Below are 23,945 nucleotides of genomic sequence, written 5' to 3'. Positions count from 1 at the left end.
CACACGATAGTCCATACGCTTCTCAATACCAGGACTTTTGCAGAATTTCCCTAGATCTTGCATTAAGCTTCATGCTCAATCCTTCCCACAGCTCTCCAAAGTCTGCTTCGGCTGACTGCGGCTCAAACAGGAAACTAGCAACGTGACCATTGCGGACGACCTCAGCCTGTTAATGCAGAACCACGACGACGAACCTCAAGCGGCAGCCGCGGCGCTTCACGGGATGGTTGATCAAGATGTACCCGCAGATCAGCTCGGCCGTTTCACATGGCTCGTGGACCACGTGATTGGCGAGAAATTCGGTCACTGGTCCGAGGCTCATGAGTTGATTGAAAAGGCCATTTCGCGGCATACGTCGTTGCCGCAACCTGCGCTTCGCCACGCCGCCGTGGCGGCGCATCTCAGTGGCAATCTGCTTGCCGGCATCGCGCTGGAACGCCGCATGGTCCAGGATCGCATACGCGCAGACCAGGCAACTATCGCGGTGCGCGCGTCCGCTATCAGTTTCTCCATCAGCCCTGCTCGCGCGCTTGAAGCAGCGGTGGCTTTGTCGTCGATTGCCGCAAGCGTCGAGCAGTGGAACGATGCGAGCGGCGTCGACGCTGCGGTTGCTGCAAGCCTGAACAATGCCGTCTCCGCGTTGATCGAGCTGGACGATGAAGCGCTCGGCCATACCGATGTGCGCGCTGCGATGGTTCAAGGGGCAGCAGCCGCGCGGACGCTTTGGCAGCGCGCGGGAACATGGGTCAATCACGAGCGCGCCGATTATTTGTGCGCGCTGGTTTTCAACCGTATCGCCGATTACGCGAACGCGCTCGAAGCAGCTGATCGCGGCCGGCAACTGATCGAGACGAATGGCTCCGAAGACGTCGATCGCGCGTTTCTGCTGCTTGAGTCCGCACGTGCGCTGATCGGTCTTTCGCGCAATGCGGAGGGCGTCGAGCGGCTGCGGCAAGCGGAAGCCATCGCGCACGAATGGGACGATGAGGGGCTGACGAAGTGGTTTAACGACAAAGCGCAACCGGTTCGCGATCTGGCTGGTTGATGGCTGGTTGAATCTCTGCGGCGCTTCCTGGTTTCCTATCGAGAGAGAAGCATGCATCACGACGAACTCCTGCAGATTTCCCGACAGCTTTCACCGACGGATGTCTGCGCAGAACTTCTTGCTCTAAGCGTCGTGGAATACAGCTACTTCCCGGAATCGAGAATCACACTTGAACTCGGTGACGCAGCAGCAAAACTCACCGACACGGGCCGAGGCATGCGCTTGACACCGGATCGCGGCGACACACTTGCGCATGCCGAACGGGCACTTACCGGCTTCTACCCGTGCCCTCCTTCAAGCCCTGAGATCGAGGCGATCCTTCGTGAGCTGGTGTGGGGCGAACAAGGTTCGATCGGGCCGTCTCTGGCCAACTTCGCCTGCCCATCCCTGACGTTCACGAGCATGCGGGGTGGCGAGGTATGGTCGCAGCGCTATAGCTATGGAAAACCTTCGGGCCCGGCTGTAAGGCTGGGCTCGTCGGAAACAACCGGGACTATCATTGATTTCCAAACTGCTGGGGCAATCGATCACACCGCGCTCTCGGTGCTCGCCGATGCGTTGTGTTCCCGTATTCCAGGGCTTGTCATCACGCTCCGCGCCCAGTGAACGCAACAGCGAATTCAACCGCGAGTCTGTGCCCCAACTCACCACCCTGAATCAATCAATCGCCCTACCCGCCGTTTCACGCATGAACGGCAGCGGCAACAACGACACCAGGCTGCAGCCGATCAGATACCACGCAGGCGCCAACGTATTGCCCGACAGCTGGATCAACCACGTCGCGAAGAATTGCGCAAACCCGCCGAAGATCGACACGCCGATGCAGTAGACAATCGACATCCCCGTCGCCCGGATGGCGCGCGGAAAAAGCTCCGGCAACATCACGATGTTCGGTACCGCGGTAAACGCGACCAGCACCGCGAGCCCTGCCACCACGGTGAGCAGCACCGGCACGGTCGGCGTCGCGTTGATCGCCATGAACGCGGGATACACCGCGAGGATCAGCAGCACGCGCGAGATCCACATCACGCGCTTGCGGCCGACGCGATCCGATAGCGCTCCCGCAAACGGCGAGCACACCACCGTGACCGCCGCCGCGGTCCACGCGGCCCACAGCGCGAGCGCCATCGGCAGATGCAGGATGCGGATCGCGTAGGTGGACAGATAGAACAGCACGATGTAGTTCGCGGCGGTGCCACCGATCGTCGTGAGCACACCGCATACGACCGCGGCGGAATGCCCGTTGAAGATCTCCCGCACCGGCTGCTTCATGGTCGCGAGATCCGTCTGCGCCACGCCCGCCGGCGGCAACGGCAACGTTTCGTCGAGATGACGGCGAATATAGATGCCAACCGGCCCCATCGCCATGCCGATCACAAACGGCACGCGCCAACCCCAGCTTTCGAGCGCTTGCGGCGACAGCCATGCCGCAAGCGCCACGCCCAGCAGCGATCCGCACACGGTATTGAGCCCCTGACTCACGAACTGCCAGCTACCGTAGAAGCCGCGCGTGCGATCGCTGCCGTACTCCAGCAACAGCGATGTCGACGCACCGATTTCGCCGCCGAGCGCAAAGCCCTGCACGAGCCGCGCCGCGATCACCAGCAGCGGTGCGGCCACACCGATCGCGGCATACGTCGGCGCGAACGCGATCATCGCGGAACCGAGCGTCATCATCCACAGCGTGGCGCTCATCGCCGCCTTGCGACCGGCCCGGTCCGCGTAGGCGCCGAGCACGATACCGCCCACCGGACGCATGATGAAACCGACACCGAACGAGCCGACGGCCAGCATCAACTGCGCGAGTTCCCCTTCCACCGGGAAGTACAGCTTGCCGATAATCGTCGCGAAGAAGCTGTAGATCGTGAAATCGAAAAACTCGAGGCCGTTGCCGAGTGTGATTGCGGCAATCGCTTTTGCACGGCCCGCGGAGGTCGTCGCGCGGTCATGCGACATGTCGTGCCCGGGCTCCGTCGGCGGTGCGGTTGGTGCGATCGGTGTGGCTGGATAGTTCATCGTTGTCTCCTTCCAGTTGCGACATCCTGCATCGTGGGCATGTTCAGACCAGGAACGATTCGGCGAGCCGCACCCAGTACGCCGCGCCCGTCGCGAGGCACGCGTCGTTGAAGTCGTAACCAGGGTTGTGCACCATGCAGCCGCCCTCGCCATCGCCGTTGCCGATGATCAGATAGCTGCCCGCGCATCGTTCGAGCAGGAACGAGAAGTCTTCGCTGCCGGTCAGCGGCACCATGTCAGGCAAAACGCCGTCGTCGCCGACCCAGTCGAGTGCGACCTGCTTCGCAAAGTTCGTCATCGCCACGTCGTTGACTAGCACCGGATAGCGCCGCTGATAATCGATCTCCGCACGCGCGCCGTATACCGCGGCCTGCGCATGAATCACCTCGGTAATGCGCTGCTGCAACTGGTCGCGTACCTGCGGCTTCAACGCGCGCACCGACAGACGCATCTCGGCACTTTCGGGAATCACGTTCGGCGCTTCGCCCGCATGGATCGCGCCGACCGTGATGATCGCCATGTCGAGCGGCGCGATGTTGCGCGCGACGATAGTCTGTAGCGCGAGCACGATCTGCGCGCACACGACGACCGGGTCGACGGCTTTGTGCGGCACCGCGCCGTGGCCGCCGCGACCGATCACCTTCGCGATCACCGTGTCCGACGAGGCCATAAACGGCCCCGGCAGAAAGCCGAACTTGGCTGTAGGGAAACCGGGCATGTTGTGCATCGCAAAGACCGCATCGCACGGGAAGCGCTCGAACAGACCGTCTTCGAGCATTTTCTTTGCGCCGGCGAGTCCTTCTTCGGCGGGCTGAAAAATCAGGTTCAACGTGCCGTCGAAGGTGCGTTCTTGTGCAAGATGTTTTGCGGCAGCGAGCAGCATTGCCGTATGGCCATCGTGGCCGCACGCGTGCATCTTGCCGGGGATCGTGCTCGCGTACGGCAGACCAGTTTGTTCGTGGATCGGCAGTGCGTCCATATCGGCGCGCAGACCAAGGCGGCGTGAGCCACTGCCTACTTTCAGTTGCCCCACAACACCGGTTTTGCCTAGCCCGCGATGAACGGTATAACCCCACTGCGTGAGACGTTCGGCGACGAGATCGGCGGTGGCGAATTCTTCGTACGCAAGTTCCGGGTGCGCGTGAATCTGCTGCCGCAGAGCGATCATTTCCGCTTCAAGACCGGCAATGCCAGCCGGAATAACCATCGTGTTCATGCTCCTGCCTCCATCCATGTCGGTATCGGGCCAGCATAGCCCCCGATATTTTTGACGGGCAGGCGTAGAATCGTCGCAACGGCAACCTGTGGTTGCCCCCCCCACCCGGCTTTCCGTCGATGAAACTTCACCAGCTCAGCACGCTTGCGGCAATCGCCGACACCGGTAGCCTGCGCGCCGCCGCCCGTTCACTCGATGTTTCGCCGGCAGCCGTCACCAAGGCCGTGCGCGAACTCGAAGCGGATCTGCATGCGCCGCTCGTGATCCGCAATACCAACGGCATTACCTTCACCGAATACGGTCGGGCGCTCGTCGTCCATGCGCGGCTCGTGCTTGGGCAGCTCGCGCGTGCCGAAGCCGAACTCGATGCGATGCGCGGGGCGGCGGCCGGCAAGCTGTCGATCGGCGTGACGCCGTGGGTCGCCTTGACGTTTCTGCCGGCCACTGTGTTGCGCTTTCGCGAGCGCATGCCCGAGGTGCAGCTCGAATTCTTCGAAGGGTTGCTTGCGGTCGTGCAGCCGCGGCTGCGCGACGGCACGCTCGATTTCTCGATCGGCCGGCCGCCGCCCGCGTCGCCGCAATCGGAGTTTCATCACGAGCCGTTGTTTTCGACGCATTCAGCCGTGATCGCGCGGCGTGGCCATCCGCTCGCCAACTGCCGCTCGCTGCTCGAACTCGAAGACGCGGAATGGGTATTGAACTGGGACCCGGCGAGTCGAGAATCGATGGCGGACAACCTGTTTCTGCGGCGCGGCATGCGCGTGCCGCGCACGATCCATCTTGCGCACTCGTTTGCGATTTTGACCGGGTTGATTACTCACACGGACATGCTCAGCATCTGCCCGTGGCCGCTCGTCGAGCTGAGCATGGCGAAGGAAAATCTGTGCGCGTTACCGCTGCGCGAGACTGTCGATGAAACCACGGTCAGCATCACGGCGCGACGCAGTTCGCCGCCGGGGCCGGCTGGCAGGTGTTTTCTCGACTGCCTGCACGAGGTGATCGACGAAGGTGCGCGCTCGCGGGACCCGGATATGCGGCGGTTGTTTCATTCGATTGAGTTGCTGTTGTAGGCTGTCGCAGCGAAAGGAGAATGGAAATGATCGAGATTGAAAAAGGCAGCGGCAACATCTATGCCGACCTTGGCATTCCTGATGCCGAACAAATGTGGGTGAAAGCGCAGCTTGTCACGAAGATCGGCGAGCTCATCAAGGAGCGAAGTTGGACTCAACAGGAAGCGGCCAAAATACTCGGCATGACTCAACCGGAACTATCGAAAGTGTTACGCGGGCAGTTCCGCGGAGTCAGCAAGGCCAAGTTGTTGTTGTAGCCCACCACTAATCCAGATAATCCACAGCCTGTTTGCGCAGCATCGCGCCGAAATCATCGAGCCACTCGATCGACAGTCGCCAGCTCTGCCAGTACAGATCGATGTCGACATGCTTGCCGGGCGCGATCTCGACGAGTTCGCCGCTCGCCAGATAAGGCGCGATCATCCGCTCGGGACACATACCCCACGCAAGCCCGATCACACAGGCGCGCAGAAAACCAGCGACGTTCGGAATCCAGTGCATCGGCGGCTCGATATCTGCCCGCGTGATGCGCCGGATAAAACGCTTCTGCAACTGATCCTTCGGATTGAACTCGACGCTCGGCGCGCTGCGCAACGCGTCGCGACCCACGCCCTCCGCAAAGTAGCGCGCATGAAACGCCGGCGAACAGACCGCGTGGTAACGCATCCTGCCGAGCCGCACCGAGCGGCAGCCCTGCACCGGCTCCGCCTGGGTCGTCACCGCGCCCTGCACGCTGCCATCGCGGATATGCTGCGCAGTGTGGTCCTGATCGTCGATGACGAGATCGAGCAGTACCGATCGTTCGATGCAGAAGTCGGCCACCGCGTCGAGAAACCATGTGCCGACACTGTCGTCGTTGACCCCGATACGCAAGGTCGGCCAGGCGCCTGCCTGTGCACCGGGTAGCGCGGGCATCCGCCCGCCCAGGTCGGCTTCGAGCAACTGCACGCGTTCGGTATGCCGGCACAGCAGCGCGCCCGAAGCCGTCGCGACGCACGGTTGCCCACGCTTCACCAGCACACTGCCCACGCGTTCCTCGAGCAGCTTCACCCGCTGCGACACCGCTGAGGGCGTGACATTCAACGCCTTCGCCGCGCGATCGAACGAACCATGACGCACCACCGCGGCCAGTGCGTCGAGCAGTGCGTAGTCGAGCATTAGCGTTCCTTAATCTGCGTTAGAGAAATTAGCTTTTGTTACTTCTGTCGATGCGACAGACTAGCGCGTCTCCCCACCTTCCGTCTACTGGATCGACTATGTCCTGGCTGGCTTTCTCTCATGGCGCCGCGTTGTGCGCGTCGTTGATCGTGACGATCGGTGCGCAGAACGCGTTCGTGCTCAGACAGGGCATCATGCGTTCGCACATCGGCAAGATCATCGTTGTGTGCATGCTGTCGGATTTCGCGTTGATCGCGGCTGGCGTCGGTGGGGCGTCGGCGCTTGTCGAGCGCTATCCGACATTCGTGCATGCCATGCTGTACGCGGGGCTTGCCTATCTTGCGTGGTTTGGTATTAGCGCTTTACGTCGTGCATGGCGACCGGGACACGTTGGGCTCGACGCAAACGCGGCAAACGCTACGACTACGACTATGACTCCGACTACGACGCGCCAGCAAACCCAGCGCGCCTGGCCGATCGTTCTGACGACGCTCGCGCTTACGTGGCTCAATCCGCACGTGTATCTCGACACATTCCTGTTGATCGGCACCGCTGGCGCGCGTGAGCCGATCGAGGCACGCACGGCGTTTGCGCTCGGCGCGATGGTCGTCAGTGCGGTGTGGTTCGTCGGTGTCGGTTATGGTGCGCGCGCACTTGCACCGCTGTTTCGACGGGCGGGTGCGTGGCGTGTGCTCGACGGTGCGATTGGCAGCATGGTTCTGTTGATTGCTGTTACGCAGTTGCGCTAGACGAGCGCACGTTGCCGCTCCGTCGTAGCGCGCCCGCAAACCGGCAACGCGGGCACTGACGGGTATCTTCTGCATCCTGTTTGTCGAGGACAGGTAGTTTTTCATTCTTCGCGTGTCATATCGCGATGTCACTCAGGCGGTTCGAGTCGCTCCGTTCATGCAGCGCACTCGAACCGCGAGCTTGCCCGCACACACCACGAACGGCAAATCGCAGCGTTCGACACGGCTGGGTACAGCAATTGCTGAGGCATGTCGCGGTCCGGCGAACCACACCCGATGCCGGCCGCCAACCCTAAAACTATTCCAGCCAGCCATCGGCGGGAGGTCTCATGCTTCGATACGCTGCAATCTTCTTCGTCATCGCCATCATCGCCGCGGTATTCGGCTTCGGCGGCATCGCGGCCGGTGCCGCGGAAATCGCCAAAGTCCTGTTCTTCATCTTTGTCGTGATCTTCCTCGTTACCTTGTTGATGGGGGTTATCCGACGTTGATGTGGGTATCGGAGCGACAGCAGCGTGTGCAAGCTCCGATCTGGAACACAGACACAACTCGATCAGTGCGACGCGGCGTCGTGCTCCAGCGCGGCGCCGCCAGATGCACCAATGTTCAACTCTTCGCACAGGAAGTCGTACAGCGTTTGCACAGCCGCCGCCTGCGCGCCGGGCGTCTCGCGCATGAACAGTGCGAAGTCGGCGCTGGGCGGCTCGGGCAGGCGATCGCCACGCCCCAGCACCCGCATCGATTCATGACGGATGTTGCCGTCGAGCAGCACCGACACGCCCAGCCCGGCCTCCACTGCCGACTGCACCGCCGGCAGACTCGTGCTCGTGCAGACGATGCGCCACGCGACACCCGCACGGCGCAGCGCGGTCAACACGCTCTGCTGCCACAGACAACCGCCGCCGAATGCGACGACCGGTAATTCGTCTTCGGCGAATGCATCGAAGCCGCGCGCACCGACCCAGAAAAGCGGCTGGGTCCAGCTGACGAGCGGCACCGCATCGACGAGCGCCGGATCGGCGACGATCACATCGAGCGCGCCTTCGGCAAGCCGCGCCGACATCACGCTGCTCGTATCGACGACGATCTCCAGCGCGACCTGCGGATACGCAACCGAAAAACGCCGCAGCGCGCGCGGCAGACGACCGACCGCGATGTCCTCGAGCATCCCGAGACGCACCGTGCCCGACACCTGCCCCGCGCTCAACGCGCGACGGGCGTCGGCAGAAGCGCCGAGGATCGTATGGGCGTACGGCAACAGCAGATGTCCCGCTTCCGTGAGTCGCACGCCGCGCGGCGAACGATCTAGCAGCCGCTGACCGACTTCGTCTTCCAGCCTGCGCAACTGCATGCTGACTGCCGCCTGGGTCCGCGCGAGACGCGCCGCCGCGGCGCTGACTGCGCCAGTCTCCGCCACTGTCACGAATGCGCGCAGGAGCGCGCTATCAAGGTCTCGCATTATCAACATCCCTGATACGACCATAAGGAATATCAGCTTATCTTAATCAGGTCGGCGCCGATATGATGGGGCGAATGCGCTTTATTGCCGGCGCGCCATATCTTCGCCGCATCTTCGTTGCAGGTTCATCAAAGGTTCCGTCATGGTTGAAGACACACTGGCTTCGCCGCCTTCATCGCACCCGACATTCGCACTCCCAGCACCGCCCACGAGGTCGCGGCGCGCGCTCGGCATGGCTGCCCTGCTCGCCATGCTGTCGATGTCGAGCGTGCAGTTCGGCGCGGCACTGTCGGCCCCCACGATGACCGCGTTCGGCTCGCTCAGCACGACGTGGCTACGGCTTTGCTGGGCCGCTATCGTGCTCGCCGTGCTGGTACGGCCGAAGCTGCGCGGCTACGCGAGCGCACACTGGTTAGCCGCGCTCGCGCTCGGTATCGCGATGGCGGGCATGACGTTGTGCTTCTTTGCCTCGATCGAACGCATTCCGCTGGGGCTTTCTGTCGCGATTGATTTTCTCGGTCCGCTGACCGTCGCGACCGTCGGCGTGCGCCGCTGGCGCGCACTGGTCTGGCCGTTGCTCGCGATTGCCGGTGTGCTGCTGCTCGCGCGCAGCGGTACGGGGTGGATCGGCGGATCGGTGGCGCAGTCGCTTGGCGTACTGCTGGCAGCGGGTGCCGCGCTCGGCTGGGGCAGCTACATCGTGCTGATGAAAAGAACCGGTGCTGCGTTCGAAGGCCTTGAGGGGCTATCGATTTCACTGATCGCGGCCGCGCTCGTCGCGACACCGTTTGGGCTGATAGACAGCGGCAGCCATATTCCGCCGATGCAACTCGCCGCGACGGCCGGCCTTGCCCTGCTCGTTCCGCTACTGCCCTACGCGCTCGAAATGGTCGCGTTGCGGCAGATGCCGGCCGCGGCATTCGGCATCCTGATGAGCGTCGAACCGGCAATCGGCGCGCTCGCGGGGTTCGTCGTGCTGCGGCAACCGATGAGCGTGTTGCAGCTCGTCGGCATGGTGTGCGTCGTGTGCGCGAGCGTTGGGGTGATCGCAACGGCTACGCGCTAACGATTGCGCTAGGCCGCTTTCTGCGCGACGACGTCGGCAACGTCGGCATAGTCCTCGCCATCGACGTCGTAACCGGACGGCTCCCAGCGAATGGCGAGCAGCGTCAGCAGCGAAGTCAACGGAGCCAGTGCGATGACCCAGAAAACCTTGGTACCCAGCGCCGCGGCCAGCACCGGAAACAGAAACAGCGACGCCGTCGAGGCGGTGCGCACGAGCGCCTGGTTGAAGCCGACGCCGATACCGCGCAGCGAGGTCGGATAGCTGAGCGACGCGTAGGTCATCGAATGCGAGCCGGGACCGAAGCCTTGCCCGAACAGATACGCGCCGAGCAGAAGAATGGCTAAGCCGATGTACATCGGCGCGGCCGGCTTGCCGATCGACGCAAGCCCGATCAACGCGACGAACTGCAATGCAACGCCGAGCAACGTCATCTTCCACGCGCCGACACTGTGGGCCGTGCGCACGCCAATCAGACCGCCGACAAACGCAAACAGCAGATTCAATGCAAGCGATGCGACGATCGTCGTGAGCGGTCCCTGCTGCAGAAAACTCGCGATGATCACCGGCAAGCCGAAGATCACCGCGTTATAGCCGAACGACGATGCCGCACCAATCACCGCGGCCAGCACGGTACGCCGACGATAGGTTGCGTTAAACAGCACCGCGTAGTTGCGCCAGGTTGCGGCGCGCGGCGCGCGAACCGGTGTCGCGTCGCGCTCGACCACTGTATCGATGCCATACGTGCGCTTCAGGATGCGCGCCGCGCCCTCGAGGTCGCCTTGATTCGCGGCCCACACCGGCGACTCGCTGATATAGCGGCTGCGAACCGCGATGATGACGAGCGCCGGTACCGCGCCGAACGCCAGCGTCAGTCGCCACAGCCAGCCAAGATGCGCGGGCGGCAATATCGCGTACAGACTGAGGATCAGCAGATAGCAGACGCTCGTGGCCGCGTACCACGCGGGGCACCATGCCGCGACGGCGGCCGCCTTGTTGCCCTTGCCCGACACACGCGAGAATTCCGCGAGAAACGCCATCGCGACCGGCAGATCGAGGCCGACACCGAAGCCCATCAGAAAGCGCGCGCCGCCGAGCACCCAGGCGTTTGGCGCAAGGCCCGCCGCGATCGCTGCGACGACGAAGAACAGCATGTCGGCCATAAACACGCGATATCGTCCGATGCGATCTGTCAGATAACCGCCGAGCGCCGCGCCGAGAATCGCGCCGAACGTAATCGCCGACGCGACGAAACCGACCTGCACGGGACTCAGCGCGAACTGCCGCGCGATGTCCTTGATGCCATAAGCAAGCGACGTCAGATCGTAAGCATCGAGGAACACGCCGCCGAGTGCGATCGCGATGACGATGCGCGCGTGGCTACCCGGTTTCGCACCTGCATTGACGAGACGCGAAACGTCTTGTGCGGAGCGGATGACGGCATGGGGTGACTGGTGTGATGGGTCGGACGCTGCGGCTTCGCGCGCAGACGGGGAAAGCGTGACGGTGGACATGATTCAGCAGGCGCTCGGCGACCGGATAGATTCGAAGATCCGATGCTACCGAGCCGCCCGTGCGCGCCCAAACGATGATTTCGACTATGCAAATCGCGTATTGGCGAGGTGGACGACAGGCGTGGCGTACGGCGGTTTCGCGCGCGCAGTTTCGCCCCGTCGGCGTCGGGGTGGCGCACGATCCAGAGTTTGCTATAATGCGCGTCCACCGGAGAGATGGATGAGCGGTTTAAGTCGCACGCCTGGAAAGCGTGTATAGGTTAATAACCTATCCGGGGTTCGAATCCCCGTCTCTCCGCCAGGATTACCCTTTCAGTACTTTCAAGCAATCCCGTCGAGCCAGGTCGTACAAGGCTCAACGGCGAATCGACAGCTTCTCACGCACGCAGGGAAAATTCCGGAACGCCGATCATGGCGGCGCTCCAGGACAGCTCTGTGACGTCAGCAATCCACGCCTACGTCATCAGTAGTACAGGTACACATCGCTGGGATCCACAGCAAGGTTGTAATTGCACTGCGGCGAAATGGACGAGCTCGCGTAACCGCCCTGCCACGACGGAGACAACACATTGCCGTTGGTGTCCCAGACAGTAACGCCTGAGAACTGCGTCATTGCCTGCGGCGGTAGCTGATCGCAACTGCTCACCCCATACACTTCCAGTGTCCCGCCAAACACCCATTGCAACTCGCCCTGCGGCGCAGTGTTCAAGGTCACGCTCTGACCGTTGGTCGTGTCCTGAGTGACGATGGACCAGGACCCGCAATCATAGACACCCACCCCGCACAGCGAATACATGTCGCCCAGTATCTGATCGCCCGGGGAAACCGAGGCCGGATCGGTATGGGTCGTTGTGCCGGCCGTGCAGCAGTTCCAGCTCGCGATGGTCCAGGCGTTATCGCCAAAGCCGTTAAAGCCAAGCACCGGTTGCAGGATCGACTGTACGTTCGGGGTCTGCTCCAGCCCGGGAAAGAAAAACACTGTCTGCCCCGCGACATTGTTTGGAGTCGACGGTACGGTCCAGCTGGCTTGCAGACGACCGACATTGCTGCCGTTCTGATAGTTGACGCTCTCGATCCAGCCCGTGTACGTCGGTTGCTTCGGACCCGACGCAGCCGCCGATGACAGCGAACCGGCTGCTGTCGGCGCGATGCTATGACCCTGCCGGTCGAAGTGCGCACGACCGCATTTCGCCGCTGAGCGAATGGTCCCGTTGCTCTGACGGATGCTCGCGTCCGCGCGCAAGCTTTCGCCCGCATGAATGGTCTGGACGCAATCGGGTGAGAAGTAACCGTTCGGCGTCACGACGTATTCGAGCGGTACGTTAGCGGGGCGCGACGCCTCGCTTAGCGAGCCTACGGTGGTGAGCTGACGCGTGGGCGCCAAAGGCCCGGCAGCGTGCGACGATGTAAAGACCAGCAAGAGCAACCATGCGGAGACGAACATCCATAGATGCCGGATGGATAACAACTGTTTACTCGGGTTCATTTGACATCCTCTCAGAGTGTGATGGGGACTTTAGCTAACGCACATCTAGCCTGATTTTTCTCAGATACGTGGTGGGCTTCCAAGAGCATTCGAGCCGACAACGTTCGCTTCATTGAGGATGGTTGACACGTATTTTCGCAATGCCCCTGACGCGAAAATTGATGCACGAATACGAACCGTCAGATGCATGCAATAGTACGCATAGCGAAATATGTAGACCGAATGCAGTGTGACCTTTAGCACCACGTCCGCAATTTATATCGCCTCGCCCGTTACAGGGATGCACCGTGGATCGATTGAATGTTTTCTCGTGAAGACTGCAAACGTCGCGCGGGTTATCTGCTGTGTTGAGGCAACCTATGCATTTTCCATCTCATGCTCAGCAGCTAAGATGAGAAACGTCGAGCAACTGAGTGTCAGCGCACTCACTGCTTCAACGCATAACCAAGCAGACGTTCAGCAGCACCGAGCTTTTCGCAATCTGGGGTATTGGACGCAAAGTGCGACTGCATACGCGCGTCATAGCAACGATAAAGCGGAATCGCATTCGGTGCGGACTGTGCGTAGACCCAACCTGCTGTACGAAGCCGCTGATAGGCGTGCGCCTCGCAAAAGCCTTTTTCTGCAAGCAGATGATCGGGATGACCGGGACGCTGACTGACGCAATCTTCGAGTTCCACAGACGCCACTCGGCCTGGTGCAGTCGTCATCAAGTAACCGGACGTAGTTTCGAGTGTGTAGACATTCTCTTTAGCTGGAACCGCCGCCGTTGTCGACCAGCGATCATGTAACGTCGGTGCATACCAGCGCGCGAGCTGCACACCTACATGAGGCCCCGTCACATCGCTGACAGGCGACACAGTCACGTCGCGAAACACAAGGTACTTCTGGTTTCCGTCAGCATCCGGTGGAATATAGGCGTAGACGAGCATCCACCTGTTCGACAACTGATTGCTCCCATTTCCTGCGTCGAGCAGCACCGGATAAAAGATCAGCTCCGATGGTGCGGGTCGTGCCCACTGTCCGGGGTCGACGACTAACAGCGGCTCGGGCAATGGTACAAGCGTCGTGTGGTCGATGGTGAGGAAGAGCCCCAATCCGCCCTTTACCCACCCCGTCAACACGAATTCGTGCCCGGTCGTCCACCACGCCACGCTGACACCCGACCCACCCGCCAGCCGTGTCGCATCGCCACCCAGCCCAGGTTGGTCCCAACTCCCCTGGAAGAACTTCGTCCAGTGCCCCGGACCCGGCTTAGAGACAGGCGAGCGCGCAACGATCAGGCCGCCATCTCTCGGGCGAAAGCAGTAAGCGTAGCGGTATCCATCCTGACCGTTCGCAACAGTGCAATCACCTTCACCGGTGTTTTTGCGTGCAGTGGGAGCATCGGTACCGGTGATGATCTGTCCGAGGTCGTGCCATGTCAGGCCGCCGTCGTTCGAGACGGCCGCTGCCATCGACATGTGGGTCTGCCCGATTGCATAGTCACAGGCAGTTTCCGCATGCACGAAGCCGAGCGTCGTTGCTCGATCGATTTCCGCATGATCCAGCCACCGCCCGCACGAATCGTAGCTTGAAGGTTTGCCCGGCCCCATGACAGTGCGTTCGGGACCACCCATATCGGCCGGATCGCGACCATCGATTGCGCGGGTATCGTTGTGCGCGTCGAAACCGCGAAACTGTCTGTTGGGCAGTGCGATTTCCGTGAAGTGGTTATCGGCCATATTTGCTGCCGGGCCGCGCACTACTCGCGGAACCCCGACACGGATGTTGATACATCGCGTACAGGCGATCTGGTCCGCCGCCATCGCTACAGGTACCGACGACGCAGACTCACTCAGCGTAAGCAGCGCAAATATCAAACCGATCGCGAAAACATGGCGCGTCATAGAACGCGAAGACATATGGCACCTCTCTTCGTGACGTACACAACTCCACTCTGATGAATCGACGATCAGCGTGTAGACCCGGTACGATGGCAGAACTACACACGAAGCATGTGACACGCTTATGCCCAGTCAGGCACGTCAAACGCCTCGCGCAGCATCAACCGTTACGCGCGTCGTGCGATTTCAGGAGCACGTAGTCTCCATCCTCCGACGTGCCCGAGCCGATCTCAGTGAAGCGACATGCGCGGTAAAACGCGAGTGCCGATGTGTTGAGCACGAGACACTTCAACCGGTAGCGCAAGGTTGGCCAACGTGGCAACGCGCGTAGAAGCGCCCTGCCGACTCCTTTGCGATGATGGCTTCGCGCCACGTACAGATGGTGAATGAAGCTATCTTCCTCCCAGACCGAAATGAAGCCGACAGGATGCGACGATTCGTCTTCAGCGATCAGCAGCAATTCACCTTGTGTCTGTTCGTCGAAGTCCTCAAGCGCAAATTTTTCTGGCGCTTGCCATTCAAAAGCCTCACGACGTCCCTGCAAAAATAGTTGCCTCAATGCCGGCCAGTCCTCGGGGATGGCGCGACGAACCTTGATCGTCATTTCGAATAGCCTCGAATCATGCAACCGGGTACGCGCGCTCGGCGGCACTGACAGTTTGCGCGATCAGCGTGGAAATAGTCATCGGCCCTACTCCGCCAGGCACTGGCGTCACAGCAGCGCACCGCTCCATCAAACCGTCGAGATCGATATCGCCGATGCCTCCAGGATGATAGCCGGCGTCAATCACGATCGCGCCGTCGCTGATCCATTCGCTACGAATGAACTTCGGCTTGCCTACCGCACCGACGACGATTTGCGCGCGCCGGATTTCCGCCTCGAGGTTCATGGTTTTCGAATGACATAGCGTTACCGTTGCGTTTGCATTCGACAACATGAACGCCATCGGTTTGCCAAGAATGGGACTGCGTCCAACGACTACAGCGCGCTTGCCCGCGACGTCGATCTCGTAGTGCGCGAGCAAACGCATGATTCCAGCGGGTGTTGCAGATCCGAATGCGGGCTCGCCGAGGGCCATCAAGCCAAAACCGTGACTGGTCACACCATCCACATCCTTGGCAATCGATATCCTGTCGAAGCACAGACGTTCGTCCACATGCGCGGGTACCGGATGCTGGAGCAAGATGCCGTGCACGGTCGGGTCCGCATTGAGCCGGTCGATTTCGGCGAGCACATCGGCCGTCGTTGCACTGGCTGACAACCTGATCGCGCTCGAGTCCATACCGACGCGCCGGCATGCGTTGCCCTTCATCGCGACGTAAGTCGCCGATGCCGGATCGTCGCCCACCAGGATGGTGGCGAGTATGGGTGTCTGGCCGCCATTTCTTGCCTTGAGAGCAGTCACGCGTCCGGACAACTCCTTTTCATACGAGGCGGCGACCGTCTTGCCGTCGAGTAGCAGGCTCATCGGTTTTCTCCCTGCATGACTGCGGGCACGCGTGTCCACCAACGTGGAACACTTGCGTGCCAGGCTGAGTAAAGTGGAAACGAATGCCGATGTGCCTGATCCGGCACGGGCGGTAGAACGAGAATGGATGTGTGTGCAAGCATCGTCGGATGTCCCGGTGAGAACGATCAAGATGCCCAGGCGAACGGCGTTGCGGCGTCTACGCTTCCCGATGGCGATCCATCTTCGTTCTTCGCCAGTCACGTAGAGGCGCCATTTTACTTCAGTCTCTGCGACGCAAGGTGTGCGTCATTCAAACGCGCACAAGACCGGAGGTCGCGCGCGGCGCATTCGTCGTGCCGAACAGCGCGATTGCTGTGCGTTGAGGGTCGAGCTTCATGCTCTCGCTCGCAGCACCTGCGATCAATGCGTCGAGCGCCATGGTCGGCTTCAGGTCGCGCGACTGATAGAGATCGGCAGGCCGCAGTCCGGGCCAGTCGGCGAGCACGCGCCCGCCTGTGACACTGCCGCCCAGCAACATCGCCACCGATCCCGTGCCGTGATCGGTGCCGCCGGTACCGTTTGCCGCAGCGGTACGCCCGAACTCGGTTGCGACCAGCACAGTCGTGTCGTCCCAGTGCGTGCCCAGCCCATCGCGCAGCGCGGCGAGCATCGTATCGAGCGCCTTGAGTTGCGCGGCAAGACGAGGCGTCTGCGCGCTGTGCGTGTCCCAGCCGCCGGTCTCGATCATCGCGATGCGCGGACCGTCTTCGCGCGACAGAAAACCCGCTGCGAGCCGGCCGACGCTTGCGGGGTCCTGACGCGCACCGGCATCGCTCGCAAGGCCGCGTGCAGTCATCGCCGATTCCCACAACGGACGCAGTTGCGCGTCCTGCTCGTACAGTTGCGCGACGCGTGTCAGCAGATCGTCGGGCGCAGCTGGCAACGCGGACGGCGCGTAGGACGCGACATCGGCGGGACCTCTCAATGCCATCGGTACGGTCGGCGCAAACGCGATGGCCGTATCGCGTGCGGGCGGCAGCAGTTGAGCAAGCCGGTTCAACCAGCCGTCCTTGACGCTATACGGCGCGTTGCCGCCGGTTTCGAGCACGTTCTGGCCGTCGAAGTGTGACCGATCGCGATACGGCGAAGCCACCGCGTGAACGAAGAGCGCCTGCTGCGCGGTGTACATCTTCGCGGTTTCCACCAGCGACGGGTGCAGCGCAAACGTACCGTCGAGTTTGATCGCTGCTGCTGGATCGATGGCAAGCGCGCCACGCAGCGTCGCGTACGCCGGCTCCGCATACGGCACGACGATGTTGAGGCCATCGGCCGCGCCGCGCTGGATCACGAAGACGAAGCGCCGCTCGGTACGCGCACTCGCGAACGCGATGTGCGGCGACACGAGGATCGCGCCCGCACCTGCGGCAGCACAACGGATGAAACTACGGCGCGACATCATGATCGTTCTCCTTTCTCATCTGCGCTGAAAGTCAGGCGACACCAGAAGCAGTGCGAGCGCGGTGGACGTACTTTCCGCTCGCGCCACGGCGCTTCGGGTGGCCTCGCTGATCGAGCCCGGCAGCAGCATGTCGCCGAGCGTGTTGGGGTCGAGTGTGTCGCCGGTGCGCGCAGCGAGTCGCTGCGCGAGTTCGACACGGCGCACCAGCGCGTCGGGCGCGGCCCAGCTCGCGGCGATGTCGTCGTAGCCGGCGGGCGATCCGGGACGCCATACCGGCTCGCCGAGCTGCGCGAGAAGAGGCGCGGCCTGCAGATTACCGGTGTCGCGCCAGCCTAAGCCGCGTAGTGACGATACGGCCCATTCCCAAGGTGTTTTGAACTTCGTCGGCGCGGGTGACCACGCTTCCGGTGTATCGAGCAACGCGCGATACACGGTCGGCAGATCGCCGCCGCTGCGCTCGAATGCGTTCGCAAGATGCGTCACCACGTGAGGCGGCGGCGTGTCCGCGACGAAGTGACAGGCGAGCTTGCCGGCGATGTGCATTGCACACGCGTGCGAACCCGCGAGGTCTTTGAGAATGGCCTGAGCCTGGTCTTCACCCGGTTCGTCGTAGCGTCGACCGAGTACGACGCGCGGTCCGGGTTCGTGCAACGCTGCGCGGAATATGAAACTGCCAGGCGGTGCTGCATCCGGACGCGGCCCTCGCGCGGTGGCGATGCTCCAGCCAGTGAGTGCGCGCGCAAATTCCGTGACGTCCGCCTGGGTGTAGCCGCTGCGCACGCCTAGCGTGTGCAGTTCCATGATCTCGCGTGCAAGGTTTTCGTTCAGACCGCGTTTATGTTCGGGGTCGCGCTGCTCCGCGCGCATCGCGGCGGTGCTGTCGGGGCCAATTGAGCGTGTCTGATCGAGGAAGAGCTGCATCGCGGGATGACGCTCAACCGCTATCAGCATGTCCTCGAAGCGGCCCAGTACATGCGGGCGGATCGCTTCGACTTCGAATGCGCCGGCAAATTCGGCGACCTGGCCTTTATCCACCGATACGGCGAAGTGGTTCGACCAGAAATGTACGAGGCGTTCGATGAACGGGGTCGGCGTGGTCAGTGCGCTTGAGATGCGTGCGGTTACGGCGTCGCGGTAAGTGGTTCGGGCTTCGACGCGCAGCATCTTGGCTAGTGAGCGGCGGGCGGTTTGTGTGGCGCTTGCAGCTGTCGCGGCGTCTGTTGGCTGCTGCTGCGCGGGTGCGGTGAATTGCTGGCGTTGCTGGGCGGCGTCGGTGGCTAGCGTGACGCTCGTCGGTTGGTTCGCCCATGCGGACGGCAGCGGCTGGTATGCGTCGAACTGCGCAGCGAGCCACGCATGTGGGTCGCTCGGCGCAGTGTCTTCCGGGCGGGCGCCAAGTCCGAACCGGTTCAGCGCGATTGCCGCAGGGGTCAGGGTCATGACGGGTCCTTCCGGGGTGCGTGTTGGGGTTAAACGCGCGGTGGGAGGATTTCCGTCGGTGCGGGCGGGTTTTTGTGAAGGGATTCGGTTTGGTGACTATCGGGTGCTCAAGCTTTTCGAGTACCTTGACCCGATGGCGTAGTTATCCAGCATCAATCTTCAGACGTTGCTAGACGCCTTTCACATATTCAGTAAGATGCACCCAAAATTCACTATCAAAGATACTTTCCTTGTCCAAATTGAGGATTTCCCCAATTTTCAAATAGATGTTCATGTCAATGTCAGACGGGTTGAAATGAACTTTCATCAGCTCGATAAATAATCCCTCGTAGGCCATCTCGTATTCATCGTGCGCAATAAAATGCTCCACTGAATCGAGGGTTTCACCATCCAGCACGTCTTTGTACCTATCGAGAACGGATAGAAGCTTCTCCTTGACAAGAACGTAATCAATCTCACTATCTTTCATAAATTCCTCATGGCGGATTGGGGGGTACGTTGATCGGATATGCGGTCGATATCTTCCCGGCATTGGTAGGATGCGTCGGAGGATAAAAATCTACTCGTATATCAACTCCGTCCCGAGTGCCTATTGCGTAAGGAGAATTCCATTTCCCAACACCGAAAGTAGAGTTCGGATCAGTAGCGACATCCGACGCATGCGTCAAAATATCATCCTCACTCCAATGAGAGGGGAACTCCGTCTTTCCAGGTTTTCCCGCACCATACTTGTGGCGATTGAGAATGTGCTCCTTTCTGTTCTCAGTAAGATCACACGACAATCCCCACGGATCGATCCAGTTGAGGGGATTTGGCGCGTACTGGTACTGATTAAGCCCGCCCGCCAGTCCAATCGGATCAGGCGTGATAAACCGCCCTGCATCCGGATCATAGTATCTAAACGTGCTGTAGCAAAACCCTGTCTCCAGGTCCTCATACTGTCCTTGCAATCGCAACGTCTGCGGCAGCGGCTGCATCACGTCGCCCACAGGATTGGCCTGAAACTCCTGCGCATACTCCTGCAACACCGTGTTCCCCCACGCTCGATAGCGTGTTCTCCATACGACCTGCCCTTCGGTGCTCGTCAACTCCTCAGGCGCGCCACTCGTGTTCGTATGGAAATAGTAGATCCTGGCACCGGGTTTCGCCTCGACCTGCGGCTCGCCTCTTTCTCCCTCGTGGTAAAGACGCCATAGCCAATGGCTGTCGTCGTTGACCGCATCGATCCGCGCCAGCGGCACGTAGCCGTCGCCATCGTACAGATATGTCACGGTTTGATGTCCGCGCCGCTCCTGCACGAGACGCATGCCATCCCAGACAAAACGTGTCGTTCCAAACGTATCGCGCTTTGCGGTCCGTCGGCCGAGGACGTCATAGCTGAAGCGTACGGTCTGTTCCGCTCCACGCCGTTGCGTACTCACCTCGACAAGCTGATGCTCCGTGTTGTACTTCAGATGTTGTACGGTGTGACCGCCCGTCAATTTCTCGATGAGTCGTCCGTGCGCATCATAGCGATATCGTCGATCGCCGCTCATTAGCAGACGGTTGCCCTCCACACGGGCGGGTTGCCCGTGTGGTCGCAGATTCGATGCAGCATCGTATGCAAACTGCTCAGCCAGAACGCCGGGCGCACCTGTCTGCGCACTACCGGACATGACACTGCTCTCGAGTAGTCGTCCGGCCGGATCGTAACGATAGGCCAGGTCACCACTCAACGGGTCAATACGGCCGGTCAATTCGCCACTTCGGTCATATGCGAACGCCTTTCGTAACGCATCCTGGTGAGATCCGAACGCCGCCCATGAGCCGGGTGCATGCTGCGCATCGCCGATCCATTGAGCTACCTTCCGCGACAGACTGTCATACGCCATTGCCAGCGTTTGCTTTCCTTGCGTCCGGCTTACCTCTCGATGCAGTTGATCGCGCTCGAAATCGCAGACCGTTTCACCATTCGAACTGATCTGATGCAAATGACCACTGCCGTAATACAGCCAGTCAACTGCCCGACCATTCGGCAACGTTGTGCCGGTACGGTTGCCCAACGCATCGTGTTCGTGAGCGAGCTCGGTAATCGTGGTTTGCCCATCCTCGTCGATTGCTTCCACCGTTTCGCCCACAAGCCGGTCTAACCCGTCGTAGGTGAACGTCACCGTATCCACCGGATGGCCATCGAGATGCGTGCGAGCGACACCCTTCACGCGTCCAGTCTCGTCGTAGGTATATGTGGTCACGGTCTCCGGCGTACGCTTCGCTGTCAGGCGTCCCAGCGCATCGCGTTCAAGCTCGATCGTAATCTGCTCGGACGTGCCGGCCGCTTGCCTCACAACTACTGGAATACCCTTTGCATCGCGCTGGTACTCCACGCGTACACCGTCCGGCGCAATCTGTTCGACGAGACGATCAGCCTCGTCGTAAGAGAACCGGTAACTGTCGCGCAACTCGTTACGAAGCGTGCGCAGGTTCCCTGCCGCGTCGTACTCGAGGTTGACCTGATGACCGTTCGCGTCGGTCCTCGACACCACGCGTCCCGTCGAATCGAACGCGTACGCAGTGGTATGCCCGCTTCCATCGGTAAAGGACGCCAACTCATCGGTCGCCGCCCAGCGGTGGCGCTGCTCGCTTCCATCTGGACCGAGCACGTCGACCACACGGTCTCGGCCGTCGAATCGATAACGCGTCGTGTTGCCCAACGCATCGGTCAGCGCGCTCATCCGGCCACGTGCGTCGTATTCGGCGTGTGTCGTGATGCCCGAACAATCCGTGCGCGCAATCATCCGCTGATGTCGATCCCACCCAAACTGCACGATCCCGCCGCGCGCATCCACGATCGCCACCGGACGGCCGTAGCGATTGAGTCTAAATTCCGTACGTTGTCCAAGCGGATCGATCCCGGCAACTACATTGCCGCGCATGTCGAACTCGAACTGCCATTGCCGTCCATCCGCCAGGGTCTTCTTTTCCAGATCCATCCATAGCGGATGCCACGTGAACCGCGTCGTCTGATCGAGCGCATTGGTCAGCTCAGTAGGCAGCCCGCGCTCATCGTCATAACGCAGCCGCGTCGTAGCACCGTTCGGTTCCGTAAATCCGGCCAGCCCACGCTCCGCATTCCAGTCGAAGCGCCAGGTGTGTCCAATCGCATTGGTATGCGCAGTCACCAGGTAATCCGCGTTCCACTCGCACTGCTGGGTGCGGCCAAGATGATCGGTTACCCGTGTCGTCTGCTGCACAAAGTCGTACGTGAACCGATAGCGCTCACCATCATCCGTCCAGTGTTCGACGACACGCGCCTCCTTGTCGATCAGACCACTTTCTTCCGCCAGCTCTTCACGGTCGAACTCTTCCCACGCGTAATACGCTGTCTTTCCACCCGGTAACCGGTGCATGGTCATACGACCCGCCGCGTCGTAATCGAAGCGCCGCCGCTCGCAGCCTTCACCATCGGACACGCTCGCAAGCTGCCCACGCTCAGAATACGTGTAGCTCACGAGGCACTCAGTCGTGCCACCCGCATGCAACATCACACGCGACATCCGCCCCTGATGCAGTCCGTCGTATTCGATCTGCACGCGATGGCCTGCGATCGTCGTCAGTTCGTTCAGACGGCCTTGTCCGTCGTAGTAAAAGTACAGCCGGTTCGCGTTGCGATCCTCGAACACAACGGGACTCAGTATCTGCACAGGCACATCCGGTTGCGGCATACCGAAATCGAAACAGGTACCGTCAGCCTGCTCGATCATCCAGTGGCCGCCGTCGGTACACGCGAACGTCAGCCCTTCGCTCCGGTTGAAATACTTTTGCCCCGGTTGCAGATCCGGAACCGGCGTACGTCGTCCTTGCGCGTCGATCCACAGATGCGGATGTTCTTTTCCCACCCCCAGTTGCAGTTCAACCGCATACGGCAAGTTCCACCCACGACCAAGCGGCCGCTCCGTACGTGGATCGAGACTGGAATAGAACCGCTGCCACACAATCGGCACCGGCGCGTCCAGCACAAAATCCAGATCTTCATTGCCGTCGAGGATCTTCGCGCCCGTCGGCATATGCACCGGATTCCCCATCCGCCCCGACATCGCCGCACCGACGAGCTTGTCGGCCGCCACGTTGATCGCGAAGTTCATCCCGAAGCAGGCGAGCTTGCTGAGCAGCGATCCTTCGCCCTTCAACGCCTGGCATATCGCAATCGCCAGCCCCGCATATTTCGCAATCGTCGCGAGCCACGGTGGCATCTCGCTCGTCACCTCACGCACGCGCAACCGCTCGCCGCCTATGCTGACGTTAGTCGACCCGGTGTTGATCTTGCCTTCACAGGTTGTCGAATCCTTGATCCGCGACGCCGGCCTGCCATTGATAAAAACGCTCGCCGATCCCTCGGCCAGATACTCGCCCTTCGGCGTCGGATGGTTCTGGCACGCCACCATGTCCTGATCGACCGGCGTGAACATATCGGCGATGGATTGAGGTTCGACACCTGGCGGCAGCGGCGGCGCCGGCACGCCTGCGGCACGTGCAGCGCCGAGGCTGTTCACGAAAACATCGGTGGACCCCGTAGCAATGCTGCCCTTCACGTTGCCAGGAATCAGGCTGTCGATCAGCTCCCCCGCTTTCTCCGATAGATAACCTTCCAGAGAGTCCGACCCGGTCGCTTCCTTCGTGATGTCATTGACGACATGGGAAATCACCGCGCCCACAACCGCGGTAAGTATCACGGCCCCCAGCCCGCCCGTTCCGACAATAAACGCCGCAGCCGCGCCAATGGCGAGACCGACCAGCAAGCCGGCACCGACAGTAGCCACGACTTTGAGCAACTGCCCCAGCAGCGAAGTGTGAGTGAAGGTGTCCTGCACCCGGGCGGCAGCGAGGAGTGACATGGTGAGATCAGTCCGAGTTCATCGTTGGAGAAAGCCAGCCAACATTTGCGTGCAACGCGCGT

The 23,945-nt window shown here is 61.2% G+C and carries 20 protein-coding genes, 1 tRNA gene and 1 riboswitch; of the genes, 8 read left to right on the top strand and 13 right to left on the bottom strand.

From position 1 onward, the window contains the following. Positions 1-223 precede the first annotated feature (223 nt). Positions 224-1,045, top strand: a complete 822-nt coding sequence (locus M0D65_RS32470) for a hypothetical protein (protein WP_266256116.1) — start codon at positions 224-226, stop codon at positions 1,043-1,045. Positions 1,046-1,096: 51 nt separating this feature from the next. Continuing rightward, positions 1,097-1,651 carry a hypothetical protein gene (locus tag M0D65_RS32465; protein ID WP_266256115.1) on the top strand — a complete coding sequence of 185 codons (555 nt, stop codon included), beginning with the start codon at positions 1,097-1,099 and terminating at the stop codon, positions 1,649-1,651. A 51-nt stretch (positions 1,652-1,702) separates the two neighbouring features. Here the strand turns inward: M0D65_RS32465 and M0D65_RS32460 are convergent, their stop codons facing one another. Further along, on the bottom strand, positions 1,703-3,001 hold the full coding sequence (locus tag M0D65_RS32460) for an MFS transporter (protein ID WP_266256117.1): 1,299 nt from the start codon (positions 2,999-3,001) through the stop codon (positions 1,703-1,705). Between the two features lie 103 nt (positions 3,002-3,104). Then, positions 3,105-4,277, bottom strand: a complete 1,173-nt coding sequence (locus tag M0D65_RS32455) for a M20 aminoacylase family protein (RefSeq protein ID WP_266256114.1) — start codon at positions 4,275-4,277, stop codon at positions 3,105-3,107. Between the two features lie 119 nt (positions 4,278-4,396). Between M0D65_RS32455 and M0D65_RS32450 the strand changes: the two genes are divergently transcribed. Continuing rightward, positions 4,397-5,347 (top strand): LysR substrate-binding domain-containing protein, encoded by a 951-nt coding sequence (locus M0D65_RS32450; protein WP_266256113.1) that lies wholly within the window; start codon positions 4,397-4,399, stop codon positions 5,345-5,347. 26 nt (positions 5,348-5,373) lie between these two features. Next, complete coding sequence (locus M0D65_RS32445; RefSeq protein ID WP_266256112.1) at positions 5,374-5,604, top strand: helix-turn-helix domain-containing protein; 231 nt, start codon at positions 5,374-5,376, stop codon at positions 5,602-5,604. Positions 5,605-5,611: 7 nt separating this feature from the next. Here the strand turns inward: M0D65_RS32445 and M0D65_RS32440 are convergent, their stop codons facing one another. Further along, positions 5,612-6,505, bottom strand: coding sequence for a LysR family transcriptional regulator ArgP (locus M0D65_RS32440; RefSeq protein ID WP_266256111.1), 894 nt, complete (start codon positions 6,503-6,505; stop codon positions 5,612-5,614). Positions 6,506-6,603: 98 nt separating this feature from the next. Between M0D65_RS32440 and M0D65_RS32435 the strand changes: the two genes are divergently transcribed. Together M0D65_RS32435 and M0D65_RS32430 are read left to right on the top strand one after the other, a co-directional pair. After that, a complete protein-coding gene (locus M0D65_RS32435) occupies positions 6,604-7,254 on the top strand; it encodes a LysE/ArgO family amino acid transporter (protein WP_266256110.1) in 651 nt (216 codons plus the stop codon). Between the two features lie 329 nt (positions 7,255-7,583). Continuing rightward, a complete protein-coding gene (locus M0D65_RS32430; protein WP_096719451.1) occupies positions 7,584-7,745 on the top strand; it encodes a DUF1328 domain-containing protein in 162 nt (53 codons plus the stop codon). 62 nt (positions 7,746-7,807) lie between these two features. Here M0D65_RS32430 and M0D65_RS32425 read toward each other — a convergent pair whose 3' ends face one another. Beyond that, complete coding sequence (locus tag M0D65_RS32425) at positions 7,808-8,713, bottom strand: LysR substrate-binding domain-containing protein (protein ID WP_266256109.1); 906 nt, start codon at positions 8,711-8,713, stop codon at positions 7,808-7,810. A gap of 142 nt (positions 8,714-8,855) precedes the next feature. On the opposite strand from M0D65_RS32425, the gene M0D65_RS32420 reads away from it, so the two are divergent. Beyond that, positions 8,856-9,779 carry a DMT family transporter gene (locus tag M0D65_RS32420; RefSeq protein WP_266256108.1) on the top strand — a complete coding sequence of 308 codons (924 nt, stop codon included), beginning with the start codon at positions 8,856-8,858 and terminating at the stop codon, positions 9,777-9,779. 8 nt (positions 9,780-9,787) lie between these two features. Here the strand turns inward: M0D65_RS32420 and M0D65_RS32415 are convergent, their stop codons facing one another. After that, complete coding sequence (locus M0D65_RS32415) at positions 9,788-11,290, bottom strand: MFS transporter (protein ID WP_266256107.1); 1,503 nt, start codon at positions 11,288-11,290, stop codon at positions 9,788-9,790. A 210-nt stretch (positions 11,291-11,500) separates the two neighbouring features. Here M0D65_RS32415 and M0D65_RS32410 point away from each other — a divergent pair. Next, positions 11,501-11,591, top strand: a tRNA-Ser gene (locus M0D65_RS32410). 162 nt (positions 11,592-11,753) lie between these two features. Here the strand turns inward: M0D65_RS32410 and M0D65_RS32405 are convergent. From M0D65_RS32405 to M0D65_RS32370, 8 genes are all read right to left on the bottom strand, one after another. After that, positions 11,754-12,776: a hypothetical protein gene (locus tag M0D65_RS32405; RefSeq protein WP_266256106.1), complete on the bottom strand. Its 1,023-nt coding sequence runs from the start codon at positions 12,774-12,776 to the stop codon at positions 11,754-11,756. Between the two features lie 425 nt (positions 12,777-13,201). After that, the gene (locus tag M0D65_RS32400; protein ID WP_266256105.1) at positions 13,202-14,500 is read right to left on the bottom strand and encodes a hypothetical protein; all 1,299 of its coding nucleotides are present in this window, start codon (positions 14,498-14,500) and stop codon (positions 13,202-13,204) included. 322 nt (positions 14,501-14,822) lie between these two features. Then, positions 14,823-15,266 carry a GNAT family N-acetyltransferase gene (locus M0D65_RS32395; protein WP_266256104.1) on the bottom strand — a complete coding sequence of 148 codons (444 nt, stop codon included), beginning with the start codon at positions 15,264-15,266 and terminating at the stop codon, positions 14,823-14,825. Between the two features lie 16 nt (positions 15,267-15,282). Further along, entirely contained in the window at positions 15,283-16,131 is an 849-nt protein-coding gene (locus tag M0D65_RS32390; protein ID WP_266256103.1) for a tetrahydrofolate dehydrogenase/cyclohydrolase catalytic domain-containing protein, read from the bottom strand. Between the two features lie 167 nt (positions 16,132-16,298). Further along, a riboswitch (ZMP/ZTP riboswitch) is annotated at positions 16,299-16,384 on the bottom strand. 39 nt (positions 16,385-16,423) lie between these two features. After that, positions 16,424-17,572: a DUF1501 domain-containing protein gene (locus M0D65_RS32385; protein WP_266256102.1), complete on the bottom strand. Its 1,149-nt coding sequence runs from the start codon at positions 17,570-17,572 to the stop codon at positions 16,424-16,426. Positions 17,573-17,587: 15 nt separating this feature from the next. Further along, positions 17,588-19,012: a DUF1800 family protein gene (locus M0D65_RS32380; protein ID WP_266256101.1), complete on the bottom strand. Its 1,425-nt coding sequence runs from the start codon at positions 19,010-19,012 to the stop codon at positions 17,588-17,590. 169 nt (positions 19,013-19,181) lie between these two features. Continuing rightward, positions 19,182-19,481 carry a hypothetical protein gene (locus tag M0D65_RS32375; protein WP_266256100.1) on the bottom strand — a complete coding sequence of 100 codons (300 nt, stop codon included), beginning with the start codon at positions 19,479-19,481 and terminating at the stop codon, positions 19,182-19,184. Between the two features lie 7 nt (positions 19,482-19,488). Next, positions 19,489-23,883, bottom strand: a complete 4,395-nt coding sequence (locus M0D65_RS32370; protein ID WP_266256099.1) for an RHS repeat-associated core domain-containing protein — start codon at positions 23,881-23,883, stop codon at positions 19,489-19,491. Positions 23,884-23,945 lie beyond the last annotated feature (62 nt).

It is taken from the genome of Paraburkholderia sp. CHISQ3, assembly GCF_030464945.1.
Classification (GTDB): domain Bacteria; phylum Pseudomonadota; class Gammaproteobacteria; order Burkholderiales; family Burkholderiaceae; genus Paraburkholderia; species Paraburkholderia megapolitana.
This window is presented reverse-complemented; position numbering and strand designations above follow the sequence as displayed.

Coding starts and splice junctions, on each gene's coding strand:
- M0D65_RS32430 (WP_096719451.1), top strand. CDS start 7,584: ATGCTTCGATACGCTGCAATCTTCTTCGTCATCGCCATCATCGCCGCG.
- M0D65_RS32465 (WP_266256115.1), top strand. CDS start 1,097: ATGCATCACGACGAACTCCTGCAGATTTCCCGACAGCTTTCACCGACG.
- M0D65_RS32420 (WP_266256108.1), top strand. CDS start 8,856: ATGGTTGAAGACACACTGGCTTCGCCGCCTTCATCGCACCCGACATTC.
- M0D65_RS32405 (WP_266256106.1), bottom strand. CDS start 12,776: ATGAACCCGAGTAAACAGTTGTTATCCATCCGGCATCTATGGATGTTC.
- M0D65_RS32385 (WP_266256102.1), bottom strand. CDS start 17,572: ATGATGTCGCGCCGTAGTTTCATCCGTTGTGCTGCCGCAGGTGCGGGC.
- M0D65_RS32440 (WP_266256111.1), bottom strand. CDS start 6,505: ATGCTCGACTACGCACTGCTCGACGCACTGGCCGCGGTGGTGCGTCAT.
- M0D65_RS32445 (WP_266256112.1), top strand. CDS start 5,374: ATGATCGAGATTGAAAAAGGCAGCGGCAACATCTATGCCGACCTTGGC.
- M0D65_RS32425 (WP_266256109.1), bottom strand. CDS start 8,713: ATGCGAGACCTTGATAGCGCGCTCCTGCGCGCATTCGTGACAGTGGCG.
- M0D65_RS32435 (WP_266256110.1), top strand. CDS start 6,604: ATGTCCTGGCTGGCTTTCTCTCATGGCGCCGCGTTGTGCGCGTCGTTG.
- M0D65_RS32460 (WP_266256117.1), bottom strand. CDS start 3,001: ATGTCGCATGACCGCGCGACGACCTCCGCGGGCCGTGCAAAAGCGATT.
- M0D65_RS32370 (WP_266256099.1), bottom strand. CDS start 23,883: ATGTCACTCCTCGCTGCCGCCCGGGTGCAGGACACCTTCACTCACACT.
- M0D65_RS32380 (WP_266256101.1), bottom strand. CDS start 19,012: ATGACCCTGACCCCTGCGGCAATCGCGCTGAACCGGTTCGGACTTGGC.
- M0D65_RS32455 (WP_266256114.1), bottom strand. CDS start 4,277: ATGAACACGATGGTTATTCCGGCTGGCATTGCCGGTCTTGAAGCGGAA.
- M0D65_RS32390 (WP_266256103.1), bottom strand. CDS start 16,131: ATGAGCCTGCTACTCGACGGCAAGACGGTCGCCGCCTCGTATGAAAAG.
- M0D65_RS32400 (WP_266256105.1), bottom strand. CDS start 14,500: ATGGCCGATAACCACTTCACGGAAATCGCACTGCCCAACAGACAGTTT.
- M0D65_RS32450 (WP_266256113.1), top strand. CDS start 4,397: ATGAAACTTCACCAGCTCAGCACGCTTGCGGCAATCGCCGACACCGGT.
- M0D65_RS32375 (WP_266256100.1), bottom strand. CDS start 19,481: ATGAAAGATAGTGAGATTGATTACGTTCTTGTCAAGGAGAAGCTTCTA.
- M0D65_RS32470 (WP_266256116.1), top strand. CDS start 224: ATGGTTGATCAAGATGTACCCGCAGATCAGCTCGGCCGTTTCACATGG.
- M0D65_RS32395 (WP_266256104.1), bottom strand. CDS start 15,266: ATGACGATCAAGGTTCGTCGCGCCATCCCCGAGGACTGGCCGGCATTG.
- M0D65_RS32415 (WP_266256107.1), bottom strand. CDS start 11,290: ATGTCCACCGTCACGCTTTCCCCGTCTGCGCGCGAAGCCGCAGCGTCC.